The following is a 22,468-nucleotide window of genomic DNA, read 5'->3' as shown; positions in this document are numbered from 1 at the left end:
CGGAGAAACGCGGCGGGCCGCCGTCGCGCCCTCGACAGGCGCCCGGCGGCCACGCGTCCGATTCCACCCCGCGGAGCCGCTCGCTCCGGGGGTGTGGGTTCTCAGTCCGAGATGAGGCCCTCGCGCAACTGGGCGAGGGTCCGGGTGAGCAGCCGCGAGACGTGCATCTGGGAGATGCCGACCTCCTCGCCGATCTGCGACTGGGTCATGTTGGCGAAGAAGCGCAGCATGATGATCCGCCGCTCCCGGGGCGGCAGCTTGGCCAGCAGCGGCTTGAGCGACTCCCGGTACTCCACGCCCTCCAGCGCCGTGTCCTCGTAGCCGAGGCGGTCCGCGAGCGAGCCCTCGCCGCCGTCGTCCTCGGGGGCGGGGGAGTCGAGCGAGGACGCCGTGTACGCGTTGCCGACGGCGAGCCCGTCGACCACGTCCTCCTCCGACACGCCCAGTACGGCGGCGAGTTCGGCGACCGTCGGCGAGCGGTCCAGCTTCTGGGAGAGCTCGTCGCCGGCCTTGGTCAGCGCCAGACGGAGCTCCTGCAGCCGGCGCGGCACCCGCACCGACCACGACGTGTCGCGGAAGAACCGCTTGATCTCGCCGACCACCGTCGGCATCGCGAACGTCGGGAACTCCACGCCCCGTTCGCAGTCGAAACGGTCGATCGCCTTGATCAGCCCGATGGTGCCGACCTGGACGATGTCCTCCATCGGCTCGTTGCGCGAGCGGAAGCGCGCCGCCGCGTAGCGCACCAGGGGGAGGTTGAGCTCGATCAGCGTGTCCCGGACGTAGGCACGCTCCGGGCTGTTCTCGTCGAGCACGGCGAGCCGCAGGAACAGGGAGCGGGACAGGGTGCGGGTGTCGAGGGCCGCCGTGTCCGGCAGTTCCGCCGTCTCCGGGAGCCGCGCCTGGTCCGGGAGCTCCGGAGCCGGTGTGGCCGGGCCTTGGTCGATGGGGCCGAGTGCGTCGAGAGCATGGGGAGCTGTTTCGCTCTCCGCGAGCGTGAGCACCTTCGAGCTGCCCTGTTCTGCGGACATGCCACCCCCTTTGGGTCGCGGGACGGTCGCGGCGGACGTTCCCGATCTGAGGAACGCAGCCTTCACCTGAATACCGGCGCCGAAGCTCCGGCAAACGCGCTTCCGGCAGAATGTCACATGTCGGCAACGCGCTGTAGTGACATGTCGACATCCAAGATGCGAATCAGCCCTGCAAACAAGGGGTCTGACGGACTTTCGGCTCGGAAAAACGCAGAACGGCACTTCCGGACGATTCGCTCGTTCCGGTTACGCGTCGATCCTGTTTGCGGACCTCAGTCGCTGGAAGCTGCGCGCCAGCAGACGGGACACGTGCATCTGCGAGACGCCGAGCTCCGCACTGATCTGGGACTGGGTCAGATTGCTGTAGTAACGCAGCAGCAGGATGCGCTGCTCCCGCTCCGGCAGCTGGACGAGGAGGTGCCGGACGAGGTCGCGGTGCTCGACGCCGTCGAGGGCGGGGTCCTCGTAGCCGAGCCGGTCCAGCAGTCCCGGCATCCCGTCGCCCTCCTGCGCGGCCTCCAGGGAGGTGGCGTGGTACGACCGTCCGGCCTCGATGCAGGACAGCACCTCCTCCTCGGAGATGCGCAGCCGTTCGGCGATCTCGGCGGTCGTGGGGAGCCGTCCGAAGGCGGTCGTGAGGTCCTCCGTCGCGCTGTTGACCTGCACCCACAGCTCGTGCAGCCGGCGCGGTACGTGGACCGTGCGGACGTTGTCGCGGAAGTAGCGCTTGATCTCGCCGACCACCGTCGGCATGGCGAACGTCGGGAACTGCACGCCCCGCTCCGGATCGAAGCGGTCGATGGCGTTGATGAGCCCGATGGTGCCGACCTGGACCACGTCCTCCATCGGCTCGTTGCGGGAGCGGAAGCGGGCGGCCGCGTAGCGCACGAGCGGGAGATTGGCCTCGATGAGCGCCGCGCGCACGCGGGTGTGCTCCGGCGTGCCCGGTTCGAGTTCCTTGAGCTGACCGAAGAGCAGCTGGGTCAGGGCCCGGGTGTCGGCGCCCCGCCGCTTGGCGGGGGTCTGGACCGCGTCGGGGGACACGTCGTCCTGGGGCGGCGCAGTACTGGCCGGCACGGTCAACGCCACCTCGTCATCGCTCTCATGTCCGTCAACTCATCCGTCAAAAGCGGTCATAGCATCACAAGACTGCCTCACTGTGTGCAAGCACCGCATATTCCGTGTTGAGGGGCGGCCGCGTGACGAGACATGGGAAAACCCCCCGCCGTCACGGCGAGGGGCACGGGCGCACGGAGCGTCAGAACTCGTAGTCGGCGATCACCCACGTGGCGAACTCGCGCCACAGTCCCACGCCCGCCTGGTGCTCCGGGTGCTCCACGTACCGGCGCAGCGCGTCCGCGTCGTCGAAGGCCGAGTTGATGGCGAAGTCGTAGGCGATGGGGCGGTCGCTGATGTTCCAGGCGCACTCCCAGAAGCGGATCTCCGGGATCCTGCCGTCGAGCGAACGGAAGGCCTCCTCACCCCTGACGACCCTCGGGTCGTCGCGCTCGACGCCCTCGTTCAGCCGGAAGAGCACCAGGTGGCGGATCATCACTTGCCTCCGTTGGCGAGCCAGGTCATGAAGTCCCCGACGGCCTTCGCGGCGTCGGAGATGCCCTCGAACCCGACCGTGACGTAGTCGCCGGCCGTCTCGGGATCCGTGATGATCAGGTACAGCACGAAGACCACGAGGACGTAGACGACGGCCTTCTTCGCGTTCACCGCCATCGCGGCCCTCCCCTGTCACTGCTGTGCACCGGTGTCACATGCGTCGCGCGGGCCCATGATCGCACGAAGGGCCCCGTCTGACGACGGGGCCCTTCACCAGCGGTAGCGGAGGGATTTGAACCCTCGGTGACTTGCGCCACACTCGCTTTCGAGGCGAGCTCCTTCGGCCGCTCGGACACGCTACCGAGGGAGACCTTACAGCAAGGTGCGGGGTGCTTCGAAATCGATAATCAGCGGTCCCGGAAGAACTCCGTGAGCAGCCGGGAGCACTCCTCGGCGAGCACCCCGCCGATCACTTCGGGCCGGTGGTTGAGCCGGCGGTCGCGGACGAGGTCCCACAGGGAACCGGCCGCGCCGGCCTTCTCGTCCCGGGCGCCGTAGACGACGCGGTCGACCCGGGACTGCTGGAGGGCTCCCGCGCACATCGTGCACGGCTCCAGCGTCACCACCAGGGTGCAGCCGGTCAGCCGCCACTCCCCGAGCCGCGCGGCGGCCCGCCGGACGGCGAGGACCTCCGCGTGGGCCGTGGGGTCGCCGGCGGCTTCGCGTTCGTTGTGGGCGGCGGCCAGCACGGTGGCGCCGTCCGGGGCCAGTACGACGGCGCCGACGGGCACGTCCCCGCCCCGGACGGCCCGTGCGGCCTCGTCCAGGGCGAGTCGCATCGCCGCCCGCCAGCGGTCGCGTACCGGATCCGGCGGCGGGGACGCGGTGGTGGTGGTCGGCACGGTCAGCGGACGGTCTCCAGCACTTCCGAGGCGCCGAGGGCGTCGGCGATCTCGTTGACGGCGTCCCCGGCCAGGGAGCGCAACTCCTTCTCGGTGACGCCCAGGTCCTCCAGGACCCGCGCGTCGCCGACCGGCCCGTGCGGTACGGCGTCGTCGGAACCGGCGGCCGCGGGGACGCCGTCGGGGTCCCCGTCGTCCGGTTCGCCGTCCTCCGTGCCGTCGAGGTCGAGGTCGTCCAGGTCGGTGCCGTCGTCCCCGGGGGCGCGGCCGAGCAGTTCGTCGGTGAGCAGGATCTCGCCGTAGCTGCTGCGGGCGGCCGCGGCGGCGTCGGAGACGTAGACCCGGGGGTCCTCCTCGCCGTCCACGCGGACGACGCCGAACCAGCCCTCCTCCTGCTCGATCAGCACGAGCACCGTGTCGTCGTCCGGAGAGGCCTCCCGGGCCAGGTCCGCCAGATCGGACAGGGTTTCCACATCGTCGAGCTCCGTGTCGCTCGCTTCCCACCCGTCTTCGGTGCGCGCGAGCAGTGCGGCGAAGTACACCGTGACTCTCCCACTGGTCATAGGCGTGCCGGTTGGGAATCCCCCCGGCGGAGGTTGTGGGCGGGAGTCGGTGACGCCGGCCCCGCCCTCTCGGAATCGTGGCAGAAACAAGGCCGTCGGGGGACGTCTTCGGCTCCCTGTGTCCGGCGGTTTTGATCGCAGTGGGCCGGGTGCGTCCCCAGGGGGACCCACCGGCGCACGCGCTGCCGCTGTCGCTGCCACGTGCGGATCGTACGCGGCCGGGACGGCCGGGGACGCGCGCCGCTCGGAACGGGAAGTTCCACGGATGGAACAGTGGCTGAGGGGTGAACGGGATCGGTGCTACCAGCGGAAGGTGCGCATGCGCATCGCGTGGCGCAGCCGGGCGGCCTTGGCGCGGCGCGGCTGGACCCGGTCGCGCAGCGCGCGGGCCTCGGCGAGTTCGCGCAGGAACCGGGCGCGGCGCCGTCGTCGCTCGGTCTCCGTCTCGCCCTCCGTGCCGCCCCTGTCGTGGAAGAGGGCGGGCGTTTCGCGCGGTGACGGATCGTCTCGGTGTTCCTGGTCAGGCATCGGCTCATCACTCCCGTCCGTCCCTCCCACCTTCCCCCGGACGGGCCGTTTGACGCCAGCGAACCCGTGGCGGGGGCCAGGAGTGCTTGCCGTGCCGCGGGGACGCCGCGCCCTCGGGGCCCGGTTACTGTTGACGGCATGCGTCTCCACGTCGTCGACCACCCCCTGGTCGCCCACAAGCTCACCACTCTGCGCGACCGGCGCACCGACTCCGCGACCTTCCGCCGTCTCGCCGACGAACTGGTCACCCTGCTCGCCTACGAGGCCACGCGCGACGTGCGCACCGAGCAGGTCGACATCCGCACGCCGGTGGAGCCGACCACGGGCGTCAAGCTCTCCCACCCGCGCCCGCTGGTGGTGCCGATCCTGCGCGCCGGGCTCGGCATGCTGGACGGCATGGTCCGGCTGCTGCCGACCGCCGAGGTGGGCTTCCTCGGCATGATCCGCAACGAGGAGACGCTGCAGGCCTCGACGTACGCCACCCGGATGCCGGAGGACCTCTCCGGGCGTCAGGTGTACGTCCTGGACCCGATGCTCGCCACCGGCGGCACGCTGGTCGCGGCGATCCAGGAGCTGATCAAGCGCGGCGCCGACGATGTGACCGCCGTGGTGCTGCTGGCCGCGCCGGAGGGCGTGGAGGTCATGGAGCGGGAGCTGGCCGGCACGCCGGTGACCGTGGTGACGGCGTCGGTCGACGAGCGGCTCAACGAGCACGGCTACATCGTGCCGGGTCTCGGCGACGCGGGGGACCGGATGTACGGGGCGGCCGAGTAGGCGGCGGCCTTCTCCGGTCCCGCGTTCTCAGCAGTTCTTCTTCGAGGCGGGCGCCGGCTTGGGGGCGGCCAGTGCGGTCAGCGCCCGGTCGGCGTCCGCCTTCTTCGTCAGCTCCCGGAACCCGTCACCGATGATGAGGTCGATCTCGGTGCCCTTGCGGGCGGGGTCGGTGCGGCGTTCGGCGCCGGCGAGCTGGGTGCCGAGCACGGGGAGCGCGGTGTCGAGGGCGGTGGCGGGACCGAGCAGGACTCCGGCGCCCTTCACCTTCTTGTCGTACTCCTGGGGCGCGTTGGCGACCTCGCCGATCCGGAAGCCGCGTTTCTTCAGCTCGTCGGCGGTCTTCTGGGCGAGGCCGCCCTTGGTGGTGGCGTTGAGGACGTTGACGGTGATCGTGCCGGGCACGGGGAACGTCTTCGGGGCGGTCGCGTCAGTCGCCTTGGTGGCGCAGGCCGCCTTCGTGCCGACCGCGGAGGCGGAGTCGCCGTCGGTGAACACGTCGATGAGCTGCAGGGTGCCCCAGCCGCCCACGCCCAGCACGGCTGCGGAGGCGACGGCCAGCGCGACGAGCCTCCCGCGCCGCCGGGGCCGGCGCATCCGCGGGTATCGGTCACCCGTGATCCGGTACTGGCCGCCCATGCCAGGTGGAGTGAGCATGCTCATGAGCGCAGCGTAGTGCGCCCGGGCTGCAATGCCTACTAGATGATCATTCGACTGGGTGCAGTGCTGGTGCAGTCCAACCCGAAAGGGCGAAAACCCGTCCGAGGGAGGGGCGCGGGACGGACGTCAGCCGAGCTCGAGCACGCGGGCGTGCAGCACCTGGCGCTGCTGGAGCGCCGCGCGCACGGCCCGGTGCAGCCCGTCCTCCAGGTACAGGTCGCCCTGCCACTTCACGACGTGCGCGAAGAGATCGCCGTAGAAGGTCGAGTCCTCGGCGAGGAGCGTCTCGAGGTCCAGCTGCTGCTTGGTCGTCACGAGCTGATCGAGGCGGACCGGGCGCGGCGCGACGTCCGCCCACTGCCGGGTGCTTTCCCGGCCGTGGTCGGGGTACGGCCGGCCGTTTCCGATGCGCTTGAAGATCACACGGAAAGCCTACCGGTCAAGGCGTTCCGGGCGCAGCCATGGCGACGCAGTGCGACACCGGAAAAAGCGGGGCGAAGAGGGAGCAGCAGGGCTTCCCGGGTGAGGTGCGCCCGCTGTTCGGCGGCCCGTGCGAGGTGCTGCGACCCGCATCCCGCCCTCCCGCACGCCCGATTCCCCCGAAAGTGTCCCCACCGCACGGCCCTGTCGACACGGCAACCACGTTTCGGACCCCCGGCCCGCGACCCGGGGGCGGGCGGGTAGAACTAGGAACCCGGCTTGTTGGCGGCCTTCGTGGCCTTGGCGGCCTTCGCCGCCGCCTTCAGCTCCTGCTTGTGCGCCCGCACCTTCGACAGTGACTCCGGGCCGGTGATGTCGGCGACGGAGCGGAAGGACTTCTCCTCGCCGTAGGCGCCCGCGGCCTCGCGCCAGCCGGTGGGCCTGACCCCGAGCTGCTTGCCCAGCAGCGCGAGGAAGATCTGCGCCTTCTGCCGGCCGAACCCGGGCAGGTCCTCCAGCCGCTTCAGCAGTTCCCCGCCGTCGCCGACGTCCCGCCACACGGCCTCGGCGTCACCGTCGTAGTGCTCGACGAGGTACCGGCACAGCTGCTGGATGCGGCCCGCCATCGAGCCCGGGTAGCGGTGCACGGCCGGCTTGTCGGAGAGCACCGCAGCGAACGCCTCGGGGTCGTACGCGGCGATCTCGTGCGCGTCCAGGTCGTCCGCGCCGAGCCGCCGGGCGATCGTCGCCGGACCCTTGAACGCCCACTCCATCGGGATCTGCTGGTCCAGCAGCATCCCGGTCAGCGCGGCGAGCGGGCTGCGGCCCAGCAGCCGGTCGGCCTCGGGGTCCTGGGCGAGGTGAAGAGTGACGTCCATGCCTCCGATCCTCGCGCCTCGCGGCTCAGCTCGCGCGCCAGTACCCCAGCGCCTGCATCCGGTGCTTGGGCACCCCCAGCTCCTTGCGCAGGAACGCCGAGAGGGTGCGGGTGGTGGCGGTGTCGCAGGCGACCCAGACGTACGGGTCGGGGTCGGCCCGCAGCAGTGCGGGCAGCTCGGCCCGAACGCGCTCGACCAGTGCCGCGCCCGCGTCCCGGCGGGGGACCTCGCGCACCTCGTGCCGGCCGGGGTCGGCCAGGCAGGGCAGCCCGTCGAGCGTGCCCTCGAACCAGATGGTCGCCGGGGCGTCGCCCAGTGCGCCGAGCAGGGAGTTGATGGCCGGGAGCGAGGCCGGGTCGCCCACGACGAAGACGTGGGAGGGGGCGGGGGAGGGGTGTTCGAACCCCGTGCCCTGCACGGTCGCCTCGATGGTGTCACCGGGCTGCGCCGTCCGGGCCCAGTCGCTGGCGCACCCCTCGTGCAGCGCGAACTCCAGGGTGAAGGTGCCGGCCGCCGGGTCCGGGTCGACCAGCGTGTACGCGCGCTGGTGCGGCTTGCCCGCGTTGTCGAACCACAGCCGTACCCACATCGTCGGGTGGACGCCTGCCGCCGCCAGCAGTCCGCCGTCGGTGAAGCGCACCCGCCGGTAGTCGGCGGTGACGTCCTCGCTCCCCGTCACGGTGAACGTGAAGTCCTTCGCGCGCAGCAATCTGAGGACCGCGCCCTCCCAACCCCGCCCCTGCCCCATCGCGCCCTCACCCTTCGCGTACGATTTCGCCACGATTACTTAGGGGAGCCTAACCTAAAGGGAAATGAGGGCACAGTGACCGGCGAGATCTTTCGCGATCCCTGGGGCATCCCGCATCTGCGCGCGGACGACGCGATCGGACTCGCCCGCCTCCAGGGCCGGGTCACCGCCCGCGACCGGGCCTGGCAGATCGAGGTCGAACGCCACCGCGCCCAGGGCACCTCGGCCGCCTTCCTCGGCCCGGAGGCGCTGCCCTGGGACCGCTTCGCCCGCCGCGCCCGCCTGACCGACACCGCCCGCCGCTGCTTCACCGCGCTGGAGCGGCAGGACACCGAGACGGCCGAGTGGGTCCGGGCGTACGTGACGGGGGTCAACGAGGTCCTGGAGTCCGCCGGCACCGCGACCGCCCCCGAGTTCGGGCGGGCCGGGCTCTCCCCCGGCCGCTGGGAGCCCTGGACGCCGCTCGCGGTCTGGCTCGGCGCGCACATCCTCTTCGCCGGGTTCCCCGCCAAGCTGTGGCGCGAACACATCACCACCCGGCTCGGGGCCGGCGCCGTCGGCCTGTTCGCCGCCGACGGGCCCGGCACCTCCGGCAGCAACGGCTGGCTGGTGGCCGGGGAGCGCACGGTCACCGGTCACGCGGTGATCGCCGGAGACCCGCACCGGTTCATCGAGGACCCGGGCGTGTACCAGCAGATCCGTCTCAGCTGCCCCGAGTTCGACGTCGTCGGCCTCGCCGTGCCCGGCGTCCCCGGCATCGCCCACTTCGGCCACACCGGCACCGTCGCCTGGGCCATCACCAACGCCATGGCCGACTACCAGGACCTCTACCGCGAGCGGCTGCGGCGCACCGGCGCCGGCGTGGAGGCGCTCGGCCCGGACGGCACCTGGCGGCGGGCCGCCCGGCACACGGAGACCATCGAGGTGGCGGGAGAGGAACCCGTCGAGGTCGAGGTCGTCGAGACCGACCGCGGCCCCGTCGTCATCGGCGGCCCCGAGGGCCTCGACGGCGGCGTCACCGAGCCCGGCGGGCCCCCGCTCGCCGTCGCCCTGCGCTACCCGCCCCGCGTCACCGCCGACCTGGGCTTCGGCGCCCTGCTGCCCCTGCTGCGGGCCCGCCGGGCCGCCGACGTGGACCGGGCCGCCGACCGCTGGGCCGAGCCGGTCAACGTGATCATGGCCGCCGACACCGACGGCGACACCCTGCACCGGGTGGCCGGCCGCGTCCCCGTCCGCGCCGGGGCCAACCGGACCCGGCTGGTCCCCGCCTGGGAGCCGGAGTACGCCTGGCAGGGCTGGCACGAGCCCCCGCGCGACGGCCTGACCGACGGCGTCGCCGTCATGGCGAACCAGCGCGGTCCGTCCGCCCCCCTCGGCGTCGAGTTCGCGCCGCCGCACCGCGCGGAGCGCATCGCCACCCTGCTGGGCCGGCGGTCCCGCTGGTCCGCCGCCGACATGGCCGCGATCCACACGGACACCCACCTCGCCTCCGCCGCCCCCCTCCTGGACCACCTCGCCGCGCTCGGCACCGAGGACCTCACCGCGCCCGCCGCCGCACTGCGCGGCCGCCTGCTGCACTGGGACCGCCGCATGGACGCGGACAGTGCCGACGCGGCCGCCTTCGCGGCCGTGCGCACCGCGCTCATACGCCGGCTCGCCGCCCACCCCGCCCTCGCGGCGGCGGCCACGCCACCCCCGTACCCCGAGATCTTCCTCCCCTGGCTCGCCCTGCTCCCCCGGGTGGGGTACGCCCTCGAACACCTGCTCGCGGCCGAGGACCTGTTCGGCATCGACCGCCCGGCGGCCGTCCGCGCGGCACTGGAGGAGGTCGCCGCCGAGCCGCCCGCCGGGGCCTGGGGCGACACCCACCGCCTCGCGCCCTGGCGGGCCCTGCCGCCGCCGGGGACGCCGGACGACGAACCCCGCCTCTCCGGCGACCACGACTGCGTGCTGTGCACCTCCCCGGTGCCCGGTCTCACCGACCTCGCCGCGCGCGGTCCCGCCGCCCGCTACGTCTGGGACCTGGCCCGGCGCGAGGACAGCCGCTGGGTGGTGCCGCACGGCGCCAGTGGCGTGCCCGGCTCACCCCACCACCGCGACCAGCAGCCCCTGTGGCTCGCCGGCGACCTGGCCCCGGTCCTCACCGACTGGGCGCAGCTGACGAAGGAGACCGATGTCTGACCCGTACGCCGCCCGCACGGCCGTCCACGAGCAGGAGGTCGACGGCTTCGGCACCGTGCGCGTCCTGCCGCTGGACCCGGCCGCCGACGCACCCCTGCTGCACCGCTGGGTGAGCGGGGAACGCGCCGCCTTCTGGGGCATGAACGGCCTGACCGAGGAGCGGGTGGCCGAGATCTACGCCCACATGGACACCCTCGACACCCATCACGCGTACCTGGTCCTCAAGGACGGCACACCGGCCGCGCTGCTCCAGACGTACGACCCGGACGCCGACCGCGTCGGCGCCTGCTACCCCGTCCGACCCGGCGACATCGGCATCCACCTGCTCCTCGCCCCCGCCGTACCCGGCGAGGCCCGATCCGGCTGGACCGGCGGGCTGGCGGCCGCCATCGTCACCTACGTGCTGCGGGTGCTGGACCGCCGGCGGGTGGTGGTCGACCCGGACGTCGCCAACGAGAAGGCGATCGCCCGCTTCGCGCGGCAGGGGTTCACCACCGGACCCGTGGTCGTCCTGCCGGAGGTCGACCTGCCGGACGTGTACCTCCCGGAGAAGCGGGCGCAGCTCGCTTTCCTCACCCGCGAGGTAGCGTTCGGCGGGTGACCCCCGACGAGCTCGTCGCCCACTACGATCTCGAGCCGCTGCCCCGCGAGGGCGGGCGGTTCCGGCAGACCTGGGCCGGGCCGCCGCGCCCGGACGGCAGGCCCGAGGGCACCGCCATCGTCGCCCTGCTCACCGACGCCCCCGGCGACTTCTCCGCCCTGCACCGCCTGCCCGCCGACGAGATCTGGCACCACTACCTCGGCGACCCGCTCCAACTGCTCCTCCTCGCCCCCGACGGCACCTCCCGCACCCCCGTCCTCGGCCCGGACGTCCTCGGCGGCCAGCACGTCCAGCTCACCGTGCCCGCCGGCACCTGGATGGGCGCACGGGTCGCCGCGGGCGGCGCCTGGACGCTCTTCGGCTGCACGATGGCGCCCGGCTTCACCTACGAGGGCTACGAGCACGGCGAAGCAGGGGAACTGACGGCGCGACACCCCGAACGGGCGACGCTCATCAGGGAACTGTGCCGCCCGTGAGCCGGCCGGGTCTCCTCGACGGCCAGGCCGCCCTGATCACCGGCGCGGGCGGCGGCATCGGCCGGGGCATCGCACGGCGGTTCGCCGAGGAGGGCGCGGCCGTCGCCCTGCACTGCCGGACCGCGCGCGACTCGGCGCAGGACACCGCCGACCGCATCCGGGAGGCGGGCGGCGCCGCCGTCGTCCTGCGGGGCGACCTCACCGACGAGGACGCCTGCCACCGCGTGGTGACCGAGGCGGCCGAACGGTTCGGCGGACGGCTGACCGCGCTGGTCAACAACGCCGGCGTCCAGCCCGTGCGGGAACTCCCCGGGATGACGGCCGCCGAGTGGCGCGCGGTCGTGGACACCAACCTCACCAGCGTCTTCGCCTGCACCCGGGCCGCGGCGGAGCTGATGCGGGACACCGGCGGCACCGTCACCCACATCGCCTCGGTCGAGGCCCGCCACCCGCCCCCCGGCCACGCCCACTACGGCGCCTCCAAGGCGGCGGTGGTGGCGCACGCCCGCGCGGCGGCCCAGGAGTACGGCCCGTGGGGTGTCCGGGTCAACACCGTCTCGCCCGGCCTGATCGACCGGGAGGGCCTGGCCGACGCCTGGCCGGAGGGCGTACGCCGGTGGCGCGAGGCGTCCGCCGTGGGCCGGATCGGCCGCCCGGAGGACATCGGCGACGCCTGCGTGTTCCTGGCCTCCCGGCTAGCCTCCTGGATCACCGGCCACGACCTGGTGGTGGACGGGGGAGTCACCGCCCGGCCCACCTGGTGAGCACTCCGGGCCTCCCGTCCGTACCTACCGTGAAGCAGGACGGCCGGGAGGCGGGTACGACGTGGAGCGACGGCGCGACGGGGCGGCGGACGCCGCAGGACGGGGCGGGGGCCCCGGCGGCCGCGGAACCCGGCGGCTCGCAGGACTGGCGCTGCTGGGCACCGTGCTGGTGCTGCTCGTCCTCGGCAGCGCCGCCCCGGCGAGCGCCCACGCAGCCCTCCGTTCCAGCGACCCCGGGGCCGGAAGCGTCGTCGAGACCGCGCCCCGGCACATCACCCTCACCTTCACCGAGTCCGTCGGACTGCTCGACGACTCCTTCCGCGTCTACAGCCCCGACAACCACCGCGTCGAACTGGGCGAACCGCAGCACGCGGACGGCGCCTCCGACACCGCCCGCGCCGCACTGCCCACCGGCCTCGCCGACGGCACCTACACCGTGGCCTGGCGGGTGGTCTCCGCCGACAGCCATCCGGTCTCCGGTGCCTTCACCTTCTCCCTCGGCGCACCCTCACCGACCCCGCCCCCCGCCCCTGCGGACCACGCCGAACACCCGGTCACCAAGAGCCTCTACGACACCGGCCGCTACCTCGCCTACATCGCCGCCGCCCTGCTGATCGGCACGGCGGCGTTCGCCGCCCTGTGCCGGCCGCCCGACACGGCCCCGCTGCGGCTGCCGCTGCTCACCGGCTGGTGGACCCTGCTGATCGCCACGTCCGCCCTGCTCGTACTGCGCGCCCCCTACGAGAACGGCACGGCCCCCACGACCGCCCTCGACCTCCGGGCGTTCACCGGCACCCTCACCGGCCGCCCGGGACTCGCCCTGCTGACCCGGCTGGCGCTGCTCCTGCTGACGGCGGCGGTCCTGCTCCCGCTCGCCCGGCGCGGCGGCCCCCGGACCCGCCTGGCGACCGGCGCCACCGTCTCCGTCGCCCTCGCCCTCACCTGGGCCGCCGCCGAACACGCCTCCGCGGGCATCCAGGTCCCGGCGGCGATGACGTCGTCCGTCCTCCACCTGCTGGCGACCGCCTGCTGGCTCGGCGGTCTCACGGCCCTGCTCCTCACCCTGTACCGCGCCAGGACCCCGCCTCCGCCGGACACGGTCGCCCGCTTCTCCCGCCTGGCCTTCCTCTCGGTGACCGTCCTGGTCGTCACCGGCCTCTACCAGTCCTGGCGGGGCCTCGGCTCCTGGTCGGCGCTCACCGAGTCGGCGTACGGCCGCACCCTGACCGCCAAACTCGCGGCGGCCGTCTTCCTGCTGGCGGCGGCGGGCCTCTCCCGCCGCTGGACGACCCTCCTGGCGACGAGGGCGCCCGCGCCGGTGGAGGCGCCGGCGGAGGCACGGGTGCCGGAGCCGGTCGGAGCACCGGGTGGGACGGGGTCCGAGGGGCCGGTCGGAGCACCGGGTGGGACGGGGTCCGAGGAGCCGGTCGGAGCACCGGGTGGGACGGGGTCCGAGGAGCCGGTGGGGGAGCCGGTGCGGGACGAACCGGGCGTGCCCGGCACACCCCCGCCGCCGACCGCCGACCACTACCGCCGCGCCCTGCGCCGTTCCGTGCTGGCCGAGGTGATGGTGGCCGTCGTCGTCCTGCTGATCACCACCGTGCTGACCGGCACCCTCCCGGCCCGCGCGGAGGCCGAGGCCGCCGGGGCGCCCCGCCCGCAGGTGGCCGGGCTGCCCGGGGCGGAGGCGTTCACCATCCCCTACGACGTCGGCACACCCGAGGGCCGTGGCACGGTGCAGATCCAGATGGACCCGGGCCGGGTGGGCGAGAACGGCCTCCAGGCCGTGGTCTTCGGTCCGCGCGACGCCCTCACCTTCGTCCCGGAACTGCGCATCTCCTTCAGCCTCGCCGCCGAGGACATCGGCCCCATCGACGCCGGGGTCACCGACCGCGGCGGCTACTGGGCCACCAGCGACCTCACCCTCCCCCTCGAAGGCACCTGGACGATGAGACTGACGATCCGCGTCTCCGATCTGGACCAGGTCACGGAGACCCGCCAGGTGGAGATCACCCGCTGACCACCGCGCCGGACCCGAGGTCGTGCGGGGCGTAAGAATTCCGTCATCCGCAAGCTGTTCCGCACGGACGGCCGGGGCCCGTTGAATGTGAACCGCAACTGCTGACGCGCGGAGAGGCGAGTGACCCATGGGACGGATGCGGAGCGCACTGTGGAGACCCTGGACGGCCGTGGTGCTGGTGATGGTGGTGATCGCGGGAGCGTTCGGCCTGTACTGGTTCCAGCCGTGGAAACTGTGGCAGGACGAGACGGTGCGGGAGGCGCTGCCCGAGGTCACGGCCCCCGCCTCGACACCGCCCGCCGACCCGGCTCCCGGCGCGAGCGCCACCCCGCCCCCGCCCGGCCCGACGACGCTGGCGAGCGGCGAGCTGATCAGCCACGAGCACCCGACGTCCGGGACGGTGCGGTTCGTGCGGCTGGCCGACGGCAGCCATGTGGTGCGCCTGGAGGGGCTCGACACCAGCAACGGCCCCGACCTGCACGTGTGGCTGACCGACGCGCCGGTGAAGGAGGGCCGTGCCGGCTGGCACGTCTTCGACGACGGCGCGTACGTCAGCCTCGGCAAGCTCAAGGGCAACAAGGGCAGCCAGAACTACACCGTCCCCGAGGACGTCGACCCGTCCCGCTACACCAGCGTCAGCATCTGGTGCGACCGTTTCGACGTGTCCTTCGGAGCGGCGGAACTGGCCGCCGTCTGACGCCGGGGGCCCCCGTCACCGGCGGCTCGCGCAGCGGCTGCGGAGGATCTCCACCCCGTCGCCCTCGAGGTCGTCGCAGTAGACCTTCCGTTCGGTCATGGCCATGATCAGGGCCACGGCCGGGTAGGACACGAGCGGTCCGGACCCGGCCGTGAACGGACCGCCGTCCGCCGCCGGCCGAAGGCGGGCAGCGGGGGCTCGGCGGTGCTCGTGACGACACGCCGGAAGCGGTCGAAGGGCTGAAGCGCAGTCCCGGATCATTGTCCGTGACATGTGTTTCACTCCCTGGCCATGGACGAACGGGAACTTCTCGAAGCCGTCGCCTCCTTGGTTCGGGCGGGCGGGCGGGAGCTGGTGTGCGGCCGGTCCGGGCACCCGGCCGGGCATGTGTGCCTGGCGGTGTCCGACGCGATCGACCTGTCCACCCTCCTCAAGGAGTTCAGCCGCGGGTACGGGCAGCTGCGCAACCTCGCCATGGGCGGTTTCGTCGATCCGACGGTGACCGAGCGGACCGGGCTGCCGCTCCTCGCTCCTTACGCCGGGGAGGTGATCGAGATGCGCGGATGGGCGGCCGGCAGTCGGTGGATCGGCTGCGGTGTGGTCCGTGCCGGGGACGGCGAACAGCCGGTGGTGCTCGTGGCGGAACGGGCCGCGCCGGCGACGGAAGCACCGTTCGTCACCGGTCGGGACACCGTGCGGCCCCGGGTGGTGAGGGAAACGGACACGACGACCGAACCGCCCGGAGGTCCTTGCCCGTGGGTTCGGCGAGTGATCGGACTGGCCGGGTGGGAACCGCTCGGGATCTCCGTCGACTGGGCGGCGATCGAGGGAGAGCTGGGGGTGCCGCTGCCGGCGGACTACAAGGAGCTCTACGAGGCGTTCGGCGGCGGCTCCTTCAGTGACTCCGTCTACTTCCTGGGGCGCGACGAGGGTGTCTCGTTCGACTTCCTGACACAGTGGCGGGCCAGCCTGTCGGCCGACCAGGAGCTCGCAGGCGTCTCCGCCGCCGATCCCTACGCGGTCTACACGCCGGGCGGCAGGGGACTGGTCGGATGGGGCTCCACCGAATGGGCCGACGAGTACTGCTGGCTGATCGATGCCGAGCGGCCAGGCGATCACCCCGTCCTCGCGAGGTCCCATGACGGCGGCCCGTGGTACCGGTACGACATGTCCACCTCCGAGTTCCTCTACCGCGTCCTTGCCGACGCCGATTTCCAACCGTTCGGGATCGCGCGGTACGACCTCGGCGCGACGTTCAGGCCCCCCTCCCGGGCATGAGGCGGCCGTCTCCATGACGCTCGCAACGAACTCGACCTGACCCGCGAACGCTGGGACGAGTACCTGCTCCTGCGCGAGCGCCTCGTCCCCCACCTCGGCCTCCTCCCGGACCCCGCTTGAGGACACAGCCCTCCGCACCCACGAACAGCGGCAATACGACAACGCGCACAGTCACCCGGTACGGCCTTTCGTAGGCCTGATCACTGTTTGCGCGAGCGCGCAAGCAGAGAACCGCACGATGTCGCTGGGGGCATTCGGGTGATAAGCGTAAGAGTCTGCACCGAAAGGGGAAGCATGAGACTGCCAAGCTTCGTCGAGCCAATCGACGCCCCTCTCGCCAAGGAGACGTAAATGCGTCGCATCACCAGCGTACTGATCACATCGGCGGCCCTTGTCGCTGCCCTCGCCTCCCCGGCCATTGCCGACGACGACCACAGAGTCCTCGGACTGATTCCCGTCAAGGCGGACAACGCTTACCTCCTGAACAACACCCATGCTCTGGAGAACGCCAACATCGAGCTCCTGACGCAGCATTGACAGGCGGGTGCCCCTGACGCCGTCGGGGGCACCCACAGCTCGACTCCGGCGGGCTCACCGACGTCCAGGACCACCGCACGTGCCGGGACGCACCTGACGGGACGCCCGCCGGGCAATCACCCGTGGGCGCCCACCCGGAGCGGGCAGTCAGCGCCATCCGGCCCAATAAGCATCTTTATCCATGGCGCGACGGGTTGGTCAATTCAAGCGAAACCGCTCAAATCAGCCGTGAATTGATTCCCTTCCTCGAATAATATGCAGCCATCAGAGCCGCCAATTAGGCGCCACCCACTCACAGGAGTTGGCCCTCGATGTCGCTGAATATCCTTGGTGCACCACGACGCACCTTGTCGCTTTTGATCGCAGCGGTAGTAACCGCCGTGATCGCCGCTGCCGTAATCGCGATGTCACCGACGCGTGCAAGTGCCGTTGCCACGGCTGTGCCGCTGGGTACGGCAGCAGATTTCGGAGTGCTGGCCGGGTCGACGGTCACCAACACCGGCCCGACGACGGTCGAGCGCAGCGTCGGGGTGAGTCCCGGTAGCGCGGTCGTGGGTTTCCCACCCGGTGCAGTGCTGCCGCCCGGCACCATCCACGCCGGCAACGCCGTCGCTCTGCAGGCTCAGAACGATCTGACCACCGCGTACAACCAGGCGGCCGGACAGGCACCGGACGTCACCTACACCGGGGACCCCGTGGAGCTCGGCGGTCAGACGCTGACTCCGGGCGTCTACAGGGTGCCCGTCAGCGCCCAGCTCACCGGCACCCTCACCCTGAACGGCCAAGGTGACCCCAATGCCGTCTGGGTGTTCCAGGTCGGTTCGACGCTGACGACGGCGTCCAACAGCAGCGTACTTTTCACCAATGGCGCCAACCCGTGCAACGTGTACTGGCAGATCGGCAGCTCAGCCACTCTCGGTACCGGCACCACGTTCGTCGGCAACGTCCTGGCCCTGACCTCGATCAGCGCCAACACGGGGACGACCGTCAACGGCCGGCTGCTGGCCCGCAACGGCGCCGTGACGCTGGACTCCAACACGATCTTCCAGGGTGAGTGCGGCACCGCCCCGACCGGCACGGCGACTCCCACGGGTACCGCGACTCCCACGGGTACCGCGACTCCCACGGGTACCGCGACCCCCACCGGCACGGCGACCCCCACGGGTACCGCGACTCCCACGGGTACCGCGACCCCCACGGGTACGGCGACCCCCACGGGCACCGCGACCCCCACGGGTACGGCGACCCCCACGGGCACCGCGACCCCCACGGGCACGGCCACCCCCACGGACACCGCGACCCCCACCGGCACGGCCACCCCCACGGACGGTGGTGACCACGACGGCAGAAAGCCGGGTGACCACGGCCACCACAAGCACGACCATGACAAGAAACCCGGTGACCACGGCCACCACAAGCACGACGACGACAAGAAGCCCGGTGACCACGGCCACCACAAAGACGGTGAGTACAAGTGGCCGTGGGAGTGAGTGAACAGCCGTAGCCACGGCAAGCCCTCACTGGAGCATGTCCCGGGACCGGATCGAGCCGCTGATGCCGGCCGTTCCGGTCCCGCACTCAGGGGCCTCGGTATCGACCGCCAGGCCTGGTCAGCCCGTCGCGCGGTCACGGCACGGCCTGCGCCAGCGAGCTCCTCTCCTGGCGGGAAGCGGCTGCTGGAAGACGCCGGCGTCCGGGACGGGTGCCTACACGATGCGCGGCACACCGTGGGCCGGATCATGGGTGGGGAGCCGGGCGGCGCCGCCCGGATGCGGGCGCGGTACCCGCACGTGACCGATCCCATGCTCGAGGAGGCGGCCAGGAAGATCGAGCACGCCATCCAGGGACCATGTCGAAGGGCCCCCTGTTTCCAGGGGGCCCTTCGACATCGTGCCCGGTGAGGCACTGGCGGAGGATACGAGATTCGAACTCGTGAGGGGTTGCCCCCAACACGCTTTCCAAGCGTGCGCCCTAGGCCTCTAGGCGAATCCTCCGCTGGGAACATTACATGACCGAGAGGCGTGCTCGCGAACTCGTTCCCGGCCCCCGACATGGGGTAGCCTCTGCGTAGCCCCTCACGCGGCGCTATCTGACTGAACTCCCCCAGGGCCGGAAGGCAGCAAGGGTAGGTCGGCTCTGGCGGGTGCGTGGGGGGCGCTTGCGTGTGTGAGCGGCCGGTCCGGTTGTCGGTGGGCGCCTATAACCTCGTATGCGTGTCGTCTCTCGCGTTGTACCGCCGCTATCGCCCGGAGTCGTTCGCCGAGGTCATCGGGCAGGAGCATGTCACCGACCCGCTGCAGCAGGCGCTGCGGAACAACCGGGTCAATCACGCGTACCTGTTCAGCGGTCCGCGCGGCTGCGGCAAGACGACCAGCGCCCGCATCCTCGCCCGGTGCCTGAACTGCGAGCAGGGGCCGACGCCCACGCCCTGCGGCGCGTGCCAGTCCTGCCGCGACCTCGCGCGCAACGGGCCGGGTTCGATCGACGTCATCGAGATCGACGCCGCTTCCCACGGTGGTGTGGACGACGCCCGTGACCTGCGAGAGAAGGCGTTCTTCGGGCCCGCCGGCAGCCGCTACAAGATCTACATCATCGACGAGGCCCACATGGTCACGTCGGCCGGTTTCAACGCGCTGCTCAAGGTCGTCGAGGAGCCCCCGGAGCACCTGAAGTTCATCTTCGCGACCACGGAGCCCGAGAAGGTCATCGGGACCATCCGGTCCCGCACGCACCACTACCCGTTCCGGCTCGTGCCGCCCGGCACCCTGCGGGACTACCTCGGAGAGGTGTGCGGCAAGGAGGACATCCCGGTCGAGGAGGGTGTGCTGCCGCTTGTCGTGCGGGCCGGTGCCGGATCCGTGCGTGACTCGATGTCCGTCATGGACCAGCTGCTCGCCGGCGCCGGCGAGCAGGGTGTGACGTATGCCATGGCGACCTCCCTGCTCGGCTACACCGAAGGCTCGCTGCTCGACTCCGTCGTCGAGGCCTTCGCGACCGGTGACGGGGCCGCCGCCTTCGAGGTCGTCGACCGGGTGATCGAGGGGGGCAACGACCCGCGCCGGTTCGTCGCCGACCTGCTGGAGCGGCTGCGGGACCTCGTCATCCTCGCCGCGGTGCCCGACGCCGCCGAGAAGGGGCTCATCGACGCCCCCGCCGACGTCATCGAACGGATGCAGGCCCAGGCCGGCACCTTCGGCCCCGCCGAGCTGACCCGTGCCGCCGACATCGTCAACGCGGGGCTCACCGAGATGCGCGGCGCCACCTCGCCGCGACTCCAGCTCGAGCTGATCTGCGCGCGCGTGATGCTGCCCGCGGCGTACGGCGACGAGCGCTCGGTCATGGCACGGCTGGACCGGATCGAACGCGGGGTGAACTTCTCGGCGGGGGCGGCCGGCACCGCCGGGGGGCCCGCGGCCGGGTACGTGCCCGGACCGCAGGCGCACGGGGCGGGAGCGCCCGGGCAGGGCTCCGTCGAGCCGGGAGGCGGTCCCGCCGCCGCCCGGGCCGCCGTACGCGGTCCGGGACCGGCCTCGCCCCCACCCGAGCAACCCGCTCCGGCTCCGGCTCCGGCCCAGGCCGCCCCGCCGTCCCAGCCCCCGGCCGCCGCCCCCGCCCCGGCCGCCGAGAGTCCTGCCGCACCGGCCGGGGCGCCCGGCGCCTGGCCCACCGCGGCCTCCGCCGGTGGCGCGGGCGGCCGTCGGCCCGGCGGCTGGCCCACGGCCGCCCCGACGGGTGGCGGCGGGCGTCCGCCCGCCCCGACACCGACACCGGCGCCGAGCGCCCCCGCTCCGGCGGGCCGGTCGGCAGCACCGTCGGCTCCCGCGCCCACACCCCCGGCCGGTGGCGGCGGTGGTCCCGACCCCCGCACGCTCTGGCCGAACATCCTGGAGACGGTCAAGAACCGCCGTCGCTTCACCTGGATCCTGCTCAGCCAGAACGCCCAGGTGACCGGCTTCGACGGCACGACCCTCCAGATCGGCTTCGTCAACGCGGGCGCGCGGGACAACTTCCTCAGCAGCGGCAGTGAGGACGTCCTGCGCCAGGCGCTGGCCGAGCAGTTCCACGTGCAGTGGAAGATCGAGGCGGTCGTCGATCCCTCCGGTGGCGGCGCGGCGGCCCCCGCCCCGGCCGGGCCGTCCGGTGGCTACGGGAGTGGCGGCTACGGCGGTGGCGGCGGCTACGGGGGCTCCTCCGACGCCGGCTCGCGTCCGTCCGCGCCCCGGCCGAGCCAGCCGCCGGCGCCCGCCCACCCGGCGGGCCCGCCCGGTCCGGCGGCCGCCGCCCCCGCCCCGGCCGCCCGGCCGCCCGCCCCGGAGCCCGCCCCGGTGTCACCCGAGGACGACATCCCCGAGGACGACGACCCGGACCTGGACGAGTCCGCCCTCTCCGGGAAGGAACTGCTCGTGCGGGAGCTGGGGGCGACGGTCGTCGAGGAGATCACCAACGAGTAGCCCCAAAGGAGCCGTGACGGGCCGAGGGCGGCCCGATCCGCGGGCAGTTCCGCGGTCGTGTCTGGAGGAAACCACGAACCGGCTCCGCCCGTGCCTTCGGAAGCCCGCACAAAGAGGAACCGCCGTCTGCCGTTAGGCTGACCCCCGTGAAGGTCCTCGTCATCGGCAGCGGCGCCCGCGAACACGCCCTGTGCCACTCCCTGTCCCTCGACCCCCATGTCACCGCGCTGCACTGCGCGCCCGGCAACGCCGGCATCGCCGAGGTCGCCGAGCTGCACCAGGTCGACGCCCTCGACGGCGCCGCCGTGTCCGCGCTGGCCGGGCGGCTCGGCGCGGACCTCGTGGTGGTCGGCCCGGAGGCGCCCCTGGTCGCCGGTGTCGCCGACGCCGTGCGCGACGCGGGCATCCCGGTCTTCGGCCCCTCCAAGGAGGCCGCGCAGCTCGAGGGCTCCAAGGCTTTCGCCAAGGACGTCATGGCGGCGGCCGGCGTGCCCACCGCCCGCTCCTACGTGTGCGCGACGCCCGAGGAGACCGACGCCGCCCTCAAGGCGTTCGGTGCCCCGTACGTCGTCAAGGACGACGGGCTCGCGGCCGGCAAGGGTGTCGTCGTCACCGCCGACATCGAGGCGGCCCGCGCCCACGCCGCCGGGTGTGAGCGCGTGGTCATCGAGGAGTTCCTCGACGGCCCCGAGGTCTCCCTCTTCGCCATCACCGACGGCGAGACCGTCGTGCCCCTCCAGCCCGCCCAGGACTTCAAGCGCGCGCTGGACGGCGACGAGGGCCCGAACACCGGCGGCATGGGGGCCTACTCCCCGCTCCCGTGGGCGGATCCCCAACTGGTCGACGAGGTCGTGGAGACGGTCCTGCAGCCGACCGTCGACGAGATGCGGCGCCGCGGCACCCCGTTCTCGGGCCTGCTCTACGCCGGTCTGGCGATCACCTCGCGCGGTGTCCGCGTGATCGAGTTCAACGCCCGCTTCGGCGACCCCGAGACCCAGGTGGTCCTGGCCCGCCTGAAGACCCCGCTGGGCGGCCTCCTGATGGCCGCGGCCACCGGCGGTCTCGCCCACCTGGAGCCGACGCGCTGGAGCGGCGAGGCCGCGGTCACCGTGGTCATCGCCTCGCACAACTACCCCGGCACCCCGCGCACCGGCGACCCGATCACCGGCCTGGACGAGGTCGCCGCCCAGGACGCCCCGCACGCCTACGTCCTGCACGCCGGGACGCGGCGCGAGGGCGACGCGGTCGTCAGCGCGGGCGGGCGCGTGCTGTCCGTCACGGCGACCGGCAAGGACCTCACCGAGGCCCGCGACCGCGCCTACCGCGCGGTGTCCCGGATCGGCCTCGACGGCTCGCAGCACCGCACGGACATCGCGGCGAAAGCGGCACGGGACGCGCGGGACGCCTAGCG

Annotated in this window: 23 protein-coding genes, 2 tRNA genes, 1 other RNA gene and 1 pseudogene; 13 read left to right on the top strand and 14 right to left on the bottom strand. The window is 72.7% G+C overall.

All coding sequences use genetic code 11. The annotated features are described in order from the left end of the window. Nucleotides 1-101: 101 nt before the first annotated feature. The 8 genes from ACZ6A9_RS08680 to ACZ6A9_RS08645 all read right to left on the bottom strand — a co-directional run bounded on the left by ACZ6A9_RS08680 (nt 102) and on the right by ACZ6A9_RS08645 (nt 4,575). On the bottom strand, nt 102-1,031 hold the full coding sequence (locus tag ACZ6A9_RS08680) for an RNA polymerase sigma factor SigF (RefSeq protein ID WP_468980976.1): 930 nt from the start codon (nt 1,029-1,031) through the stop codon (nt 102-104). A 246-nt stretch (nt 1,032-1,277) separates the two neighbouring features. Beyond that, nucleotides 1,278-2,114: an RNA polymerase sigma factor SigF gene (locus tag ACZ6A9_RS08675; protein ID WP_468982854.1), complete on the bottom strand. Its 837-nt coding sequence runs from the start codon at nt 2,112-2,114 to the stop codon at nt 1,278-1,280. A 175-nt stretch (nt 2,115-2,289) separates the two neighbouring features. Next, the gene (locus ACZ6A9_RS08670) at nt 2,290-2,583 is read right to left on the bottom strand and encodes a Dabb family protein (RefSeq protein WP_468980974.1); all 294 of its coding nucleotides are present in this window, start codon (nt 2,581-2,583) and stop codon (nt 2,290-2,292) included. Then, complete coding sequence (locus ACZ6A9_RS08665; protein ID WP_468980971.1) at nt 2,583-2,759, bottom strand: hypothetical protein; 177 nt, start codon at nt 2,757-2,759, stop codon at nt 2,583-2,585. The genes ACZ6A9_RS08670 and ACZ6A9_RS08665 overlap by 1 nt, the downstream gene beginning before the upstream one ends. A gap of 100 nt (nt 2,760-2,859) precedes the next feature. Next, nucleotides 2,860-2,944 (bottom strand) — tRNA-Ser (locus ACZ6A9_RS08660). Between the two features lie 45 nt (nt 2,945-2,989). Beyond that, nucleotides 2,990-3,421, bottom strand: a complete 432-nt coding sequence (tadA, locus tag ACZ6A9_RS08655) for a tRNA adenosine(34) deaminase TadA (RefSeq protein WP_468982850.1) — start codon at nt 3,419-3,421, stop codon at nt 2,990-2,992. Between the two features lie 65 nt (nt 3,422-3,486). Beyond that, complete coding sequence (locus ACZ6A9_RS08650) at nt 3,487-4,026, bottom strand: tRNA adenosine deaminase-associated protein (RefSeq protein WP_468982845.1); 540 nt, start codon at nt 4,024-4,026, stop codon at nt 3,487-3,489. A 321-nt stretch (nt 4,027-4,347) separates the two neighbouring features. Continuing rightward, nucleotides 4,348-4,575 carry a hypothetical protein gene (locus ACZ6A9_RS08645; protein WP_468980968.1) on the bottom strand — a complete coding sequence of 76 codons (228 nt, stop codon included), beginning with the start codon at nt 4,573-4,575 and terminating at the stop codon, nt 4,348-4,350. A gap of 138 nt (nt 4,576-4,713) precedes the next feature. On the opposite strand from ACZ6A9_RS08645, the gene upp reads away from it, so the two are divergent. Beyond that, complete coding sequence (gene upp, locus ACZ6A9_RS08640; protein ID WP_228966470.1) at nt 4,714-5,349, top strand: uracil phosphoribosyltransferase; 636 nt, start codon at nt 4,714-4,716, stop codon at nt 5,347-5,349. A 27-nt stretch (nt 5,350-5,376) separates the two neighbouring features. Here the strand turns inward: upp and ACZ6A9_RS08635 are convergent, their stop codons facing one another. The 4 genes from ACZ6A9_RS08635 to ACZ6A9_RS08620 all read right to left on the bottom strand — a co-directional run bounded on the left by ACZ6A9_RS08635 (nt 5,377) and on the right by ACZ6A9_RS08620 (nt 8,052). Then, nucleotides 5,377-5,985 carry a LytR C-terminal domain-containing protein gene (locus tag ACZ6A9_RS08635; protein WP_468982840.1) on the bottom strand — a complete coding sequence of 203 codons (609 nt, stop codon included), beginning with the start codon at nt 5,983-5,985 and terminating at the stop codon, nt 5,377-5,379. A 147-nt stretch (nt 5,986-6,132) separates the two neighbouring features. Then, nucleotides 6,133-6,429 carry a type II toxin-antitoxin system VapB family antitoxin gene (locus tag ACZ6A9_RS08630; protein ID WP_003986294.1) on the bottom strand — a complete coding sequence of 99 codons (297 nt, stop codon included), beginning with the start codon at nt 6,427-6,429 and terminating at the stop codon, nt 6,133-6,135. 263 nt (nt 6,430-6,692) lie between these two features. Next, entirely contained in the window at nt 6,693-7,304 is a 612-nt protein-coding gene (locus ACZ6A9_RS08625) for an HhH-GPD-type base excision DNA repair protein (protein WP_468980962.1), read from the bottom strand. Between the two features lie 25 nt (nt 7,305-7,329). Continuing rightward, entirely contained in the window at nt 7,330-8,052 is a 723-nt protein-coding gene (locus ACZ6A9_RS08620; RefSeq protein ID WP_468982837.1) for a siderophore-interacting protein, read from the bottom strand. Nucleotides 8,053-8,127: 75 nt separating this feature from the next. On the opposite strand from ACZ6A9_RS08620, the gene ACZ6A9_RS08615 reads away from it, so the two are divergent. From ACZ6A9_RS08615 to ACZ6A9_RS08590, 6 genes are all read left to right on the top strand, one after another. Further along, a complete protein-coding gene (locus tag ACZ6A9_RS08615; protein WP_468980957.1) occupies nt 8,128-10,233 on the top strand; it encodes a penicillin acylase family protein in 2,106 nt (701 codons plus the stop codon). Next, a complete protein-coding gene (locus ACZ6A9_RS08610; RefSeq protein WP_468980951.1) occupies nt 10,226-10,834 on the top strand; it encodes a GNAT family N-acetyltransferase in 609 nt (202 codons plus the stop codon). The genes ACZ6A9_RS08615 and ACZ6A9_RS08610 overlap by 8 nt, the downstream gene beginning before the upstream one ends. After that, the gene (locus tag ACZ6A9_RS08605) at nt 10,831-11,310 is read left to right on the top strand and encodes a cupin domain-containing protein (RefSeq protein ID WP_468980947.1); all 480 of its coding nucleotides are present in this window, start codon (nt 10,831-10,833) and stop codon (nt 11,308-11,310) included. The genes ACZ6A9_RS08610 and ACZ6A9_RS08605 overlap by 4 nt, the downstream gene beginning before the upstream one ends. Continuing rightward, a complete protein-coding gene (locus ACZ6A9_RS08600) occupies nt 11,307-12,074 on the top strand; it encodes an SDR family NAD(P)-dependent oxidoreductase (RefSeq protein WP_468980944.1) in 768 nt (255 codons plus the stop codon). The genes ACZ6A9_RS08605 and ACZ6A9_RS08600 overlap by 4 nt, the downstream gene beginning before the upstream one ends. A gap of 145 nt (nt 12,075-12,219) precedes the next feature. Then, a complete protein-coding gene (locus tag ACZ6A9_RS08595) occupies nt 12,220-14,094 on the top strand; it encodes a copper resistance CopC/CopD family protein (protein WP_468982833.1) in 1,875 nt (624 codons plus the stop codon). 127 nt (nt 14,095-14,221) lie between these two features. Beyond that, nucleotides 14,222-14,791: a DM13 domain-containing protein gene (locus tag ACZ6A9_RS08590; RefSeq protein ID WP_468980942.1), complete on the top strand. Its 570-nt coding sequence runs from the start codon at nt 14,222-14,224 to the stop codon at nt 14,789-14,791. A gap of 15 nt (nt 14,792-14,806) precedes the next feature. Here ACZ6A9_RS08590 and ACZ6A9_RS08585 read toward each other — a convergent pair. Then, nucleotides 14,807-14,974, bottom strand: a pseudogene (locus tag ACZ6A9_RS08585) (maleylpyruvate isomerase family mycothiol-dependent enzyme); the annotation flags it as partial. A 108-nt stretch (nt 14,975-15,082) separates the two neighbouring features. Between ACZ6A9_RS08585 and ACZ6A9_RS08580 the strand changes: the two are divergent. The 3 genes from ACZ6A9_RS08580 (at nt 15,083) to ACZ6A9_RS08570 (ending at nt 18,096) form a co-directional block, all read left to right on the top strand. Next, nucleotides 15,083-16,069, top strand: a complete 987-nt coding sequence (locus ACZ6A9_RS08580; RefSeq protein ID WP_468980937.1) for an SMI1/KNR4 family protein — start codon at nt 15,083-15,085, stop codon at nt 16,067-16,069. A gap of 351 nt (nt 16,070-16,420) precedes the next feature. Next, the gene (locus ACZ6A9_RS08575; protein WP_468980931.1) at nt 16,421-16,606 is read left to right on the top strand and encodes a hypothetical protein; all 186 of its coding nucleotides are present in this window, start codon (nt 16,421-16,423) and stop codon (nt 16,604-16,606) included. Between the two features lie 311 nt (nt 16,607-16,917). Next, nucleotides 16,918-18,096, top strand: a complete 1,179-nt coding sequence (locus ACZ6A9_RS08570) for an ice-binding family protein (RefSeq protein WP_468980925.1) — start codon at nt 16,918-16,920, stop codon at nt 18,094-18,096. Between the two features lie 416 nt (nt 18,097-18,512). Here the strand turns inward: ACZ6A9_RS08570 and ACZ6A9_RS08565 are convergent. After that, nucleotides 18,513-18,600 (bottom strand) — tRNA-Ser (locus ACZ6A9_RS08565). Between the two features lie 72 nt (nt 18,601-18,672). Here ACZ6A9_RS08565 and ffs point away from each other — a divergent pair. The 3 genes from ffs to purD all read left to right on the top strand — a co-directional run bounded on the left by ffs (nt 18,673) and on the right by purD (nt 22,466). Continuing rightward, an RNA gene (ffs, locus tag ACZ6A9_RS08560) (signal recognition particle sRNA small type) lies at nt 18,673-18,771 on the top strand. A 48-nt stretch (nt 18,772-18,819) separates the two neighbouring features. Further along, nucleotides 18,820-21,057 (top strand): DNA polymerase III subunit gamma and tau, encoded by a 2,238-nt coding sequence (locus ACZ6A9_RS08555; RefSeq protein ID WP_468980921.1) that lies wholly within the window; start codon nt 18,820-18,822, stop codon nt 21,055-21,057. Nucleotides 21,058-21,203: 146 nt separating this feature from the next. Beyond that, nucleotides 21,204-22,466 (top strand): phosphoribosylamine--glycine ligase, encoded by a 1,263-nt coding sequence (purD, locus tag ACZ6A9_RS08550; RefSeq protein WP_468980916.1) that lies wholly within the window; start codon nt 21,204-21,206, stop codon nt 22,464-22,466. Nucleotides 22,467-22,468 lie beyond the last annotated feature (2 nt).

The organism is Streptomyces sp. NPDC041124 (genome assembly GCF_055592385.1).
Note: the sequence above shows the minus strand (reverse complement) of the source record. Positions and strands in the feature narration are given on the sequence as shown.